This window comes from Streptomyces phytophilus (assembly GCF_013870535.1).
Taxonomy (GTDB): domain Bacteria; phylum Actinomycetota; class Actinomycetes; order Streptomycetales; family Streptomycetaceae; genus Streptomyces; species Streptomyces phytophilus.
Genome location: NZ_JACBXC010000523.1, coordinates 1 through 4,068 on the forward strand (window position 1 = coordinate 1; position 4,068 = coordinate 4,068).

General features: G+C 73.1%; 3 protein-coding genes. All 3 read left to right on the forward strand.

The window, feature by feature from the left end; all coding sequences use genetic code 11:
• A partial coding sequence (locus H5J30_RS20550) for a proline dehydrogenase family protein (RefSeq protein ID WP_181788868.1) occupies positions 1-773 on the forward strand: 773 nt, incomplete at its 5' end.
• A gap of 139 nt (positions 774-912) precedes the next feature.
• On the forward strand, positions 913-2,544 hold the full coding sequence (pruA, locus tag H5J30_RS20555; protein WP_181788869.1) for an L-glutamate gamma-semialdehyde dehydrogenase: 1,632 nt from the start codon (positions 913-915) through the stop codon (positions 2,542-2,544).
• 94 nt (positions 2,545-2,638) lie between these two features.
• Positions 2,639-4,068: FMN-binding glutamate synthase family protein (locus H5J30_RS20560; RefSeq protein ID WP_181788870.1), on the forward strand; the 1,430-nt coding region annotated here is incomplete at its 3' end.

Here is a 4,068-nt window from a genome sequence, read left to right on the forward strand (position 1 = left end):
GCCTGGAGGTCACCCTCGACCACCTCGGCGAGGACGTCACCGACCCCCGCGAGGCGCTGCGCGCCCGCGACGCGTACCTCAGGCTCACCGAGGCGCTGACCGGCGAAGGGCTCGGCGCCCGCGCCGAGATGTCCGTGAAGCTCTCCGCCTTCGGCCAGGCGCTGCCCGGCGGCCACGACCTCGCGCTCGCCCACGTCACTCCGGTGGTCGAAGCCGCCGCCGCGGCCGGCACCACGGTCACCCTCGACATGGAGGACCACACCACCGTCGACTCCACCCTCGCCGTCCTGCGCACCCTGCGCGAGCGCTTCCCGCAGACCGGCGCCGTGCTGCAGTCGTACCTCTTCCGTACCGAGGAGGACTGCCGCGACCTCGCCGGCGAGGGCTCCCGGGTGCGGCTGGTCAAGGGCGCGTACAAGGAGCCGGCCGTCGTCGCCTTCCAGGACAAGGCGGAGGTGGACCGGGCGTACGTGCGCTGCCTGAAGATCCTCATGACCGGCCGCGGCTACCCCATGATCGGCACGCACGACCCCCGGATGATCGCCATCACCCAGGAGCTGGCCCGCCGCCACGGTCGCAAGCACGACGAGTACGAGTTCCAGATGCTCTACGGCATCCGCCCGCAGGAGCAGCACCGCCTGGTGGCCGAGGGCCACCGGGTGCGCGTCTACACCCCCTACGGCACCGACTGGTACGGCTACTTCATGCGCAGGCTCGCCGAGCGCCCGGCGAACACCGCCTTCTTCCTGCGCGCCCTCGCCGGCCGCCGCTGACGACCCCCGCGAGCCCCCCGGACAGCCCCCGACAGCCCCCCGCCAGCCCCCCGCCAGCCCCCCGCCAGCCCCCCGCCAGCCCCCCGCCAGCCCCCCGACAGCCCCCGAAGACTCAGCACCTCGAAGGAGAACGGCAACCATGGACGCTGTGACCCGGGTCCCCGCCCCGTACAACGAGCCGGTGCACACCTACGCCCCCGGCACACCGGAGCGCGCGCGGCTGGAGGCGAAGCTCAAGGAGCTGGCCGAGAGCCCCATGGAGCTGCCGATGACCATCGGCGGCGTCCGCCGCATGGGCGGCGGCGCGCGCGTCGACGTCGTGCAGCCGCACAAGCACAAGGCCGTCCTCGGCACGTACGGCACCGCCACCCGCGCCGACGCGCAGGACGCGATCGACGCCGCCCTGGCCGCCGCGCCCGGCTGGCGGGCGCTGTCCTTCGACGACCGCGCCGCGATCCTGCTCAAGGCCGCCGACCTGCTCGCCGGGCCGTGGCGCGAGACGATCGCCGCGTCCACCATGCTCGGCCAGTCCAAGACCGCGCAGCAGGCGGAGATCGACGCGCCCTGCGAGCTGGTCGACTTCTGGCGCTTCAACGTCCACTTCGCCCGCCAGATCATGGACGAGCAGCCCCCGATCCAGCCGCACGGCGTGTGGAACCGGCTCGACCACCGCCCGCTGGAGGGCTTCGTCTACGCGATCACGCCGTTCAACTTCACCGCGATCGCCGGCAACCTGCCGACCGCGCCCGCCCTCATGGGCAACGTCGTGGTCTGGAAGCCGTCGCCGACGCAGACCCACTCCGCCGTGCTCCTCATGCGGCTGCTGGAGGAGGCCGGGATGCCGCCCGGCGTCATCAACCTCGTCACCGGCGACGGCAAGGAGGTCTCCGAGGCCGCGCTGCCGCACCCGGACCTGGCCGGCATCCACTTCACCGGCTCGACCCGCACGTTCCAGCACCTGTGGGGCGAGGTCGGCAGGAACCTGCCCGGCTACAAGGCGTACCCGCGGATCGTCGGCGAGACCGGCGGCAAGGACTTCATCGTCGCCCACCCGACCGCGGACCCGGCGAAGCTGAAGACCGCCATCACCCGCGGCGCCTTCGAGTACCAGGGCCAGAAGTGCTCGGCCGCCTCCCGCGCGTACGTCCCGCGCTCGCTCTGGGACGGCGGCCTGAAGGACGCGCTGGCCGCCGAGGCCGAGGGCCTGGCGATGGGCGACGTCACCGACCTGGCGAACTTCGTCGGCGCGGTCATCGACGACCGCGCGTTCGCCAAGAACAAGGCCGCCATCGACCGCGCCAAGGCCGACCCCTCGTGCGAGATCGTCGCGGGCGGCACGTACGACGACTCCGTCGGCTACTTCGTCCGCCCCACCGTCGTCGCCTGCTCGGACCCGGAGAACGAGGTCTTCACCGAGGAGTACTTCGGCCCGATCATCGCCGTGCACGTGTACGAGGACGACGCCTACGACGCGATGCTGGACCAGATGGAGTCCGTCGCCGCCTACGCCCTGACCGGCGCGGTCCTCGCGCGGGACCGCGCGGTCATCGCCGACGCGACCCGCAGGCTGCGCTTCGCGGCCGGCAACTTCTACGTCAACGACCGGCCCACCGGCTCCATCGTCGGCCAGCAGCCCTTCGGCGGCGCCCGCGCCTCCGGCACCAACGACAAGGCGGGCTCGAAGTTCAACCTGCTGCGCTGGTCCTCGCCGCGCGCCATCAAGGAGACGATGGACGCCCCGACGGACTACCGCTACCCCCACATGGGCTGAGAAGCCCCCGCCCACGCCGCCCCCGGTCGCCTCCCCCGTCGGCCGGGGGCGGTCCCGTGCGCGCGGGCCGCGGCTGTGGTCATATGGATGGCGTATGAAGAGGACGAGCTTCTTCGCCGCCGTCGTCGTGGCCGCCATCGGGTGCACCCTCGCCGCGACGCTGGTCTCGGCCGGGTGGTGGCCCGCCGCGGGCGTGCTGCTCGCGCTCGCGGCGCTCGGCGTGTGGGACGTGCTCCAGCGCCGCCACTCGGTGCTGCGGAACTACCCGCTGGTGGGCCATCTGCGCTTCCTGCTGGAGAGGCTCCGCCCCGAGCTGCAGCAGTACTTCATCGAGCGGAACTTCGACGGCCGCCCCTTCGACCGCAACGTGCGCAGCATCGTCTACGAGCGCGCCAAGGGCACGGACGCCGAGGAGCCCTTCGGCACCGAGCGCGACGTGGAGGCCCCCGGCTACCAGTTCCTCGTGCACTCCATGGCCCCGGTGCGGATGCCCACCACCCCGCCGCGGGTCCGCATCGGCGGCCCCGACTGCACCAGGCCGTACGACATGGCGCTGCTGAACGTCTCCGGGATGAGCTTCGGCGCCCTGTCCTCCCACGCCATCCTCGCGCTCAACGGCGGCGCCGCCCGCGGCGGCTTCGCGCACGACACCGGCGAGGGCGGCATCTCCGAGTTCCACCTGCGGCCCGGCGGCGACCTGGTGTGGGAGATCGGCACCGGCTACTTCGGCTGCCGCACCCCCGACGGCGGCTTCGACGCCGTCCAGTTCGCCGACAAGGCAGCGGACGACCGCGTCAAGTGCGTGTCGCTGAAGCTCTCCCAGGGCGCCAAGCCCGGCATCGGCGGGCTGCTGCCCGGCGCCAAGGTCGACGCCAGGATCGCCCGCACGCGCGGCGTGCCCCGGGGCGAGACCGTGGTCTCGCCGCCGTACCACCGGGTCTTCTCCACCCCGCGCGAGCTGGTGCGGTTCGTCGCCAGGATGCGGGAGCTGGCCGGCGGCAAGCCGGCCGGGATCAAGCTGTGCGTGGGCTCGCGGGTGCAGCTCCTCGCGGTCTGCAAGGCGATGCTCGCCGAGGGCACCGCGCCGGACTTCATCCTGGTCGACGGCTCGGAAGGCGGTACGGGCGCGGCCCCGCTGGAGTTCGCCGACAACATCGGCGCCCCGCTCACCCAGGGGCTGGCGGCCGTCCACGGCGCCCTCGTCGGCACCGGGCTGCGGGACCGCGTCCGCATCGGCGTCGCGGGCAAGGTCGCCACCGGCTCCGACATCGTCAAGCGGCTCGTGCAGGGCGCGGACTACACCAACTCGGCGCGCGCAATGATGTTCGCCCTCGGCTGCCTGCAGACGCAGCGCTGCCACACCAACACCTGCCCGGTCGGCGTGACCACCCAGGACCCCCGCCGGGTGCGCGCGCTGGACGTGGCCGACAAGACCGTGCGGGTCGAGCGCTTTCAGCGCGCCACCGTGCAGAGCGCCCTGGAGATCATGTCGGCGATGGGCGTGGACGACCCGGCCCGGCTGCG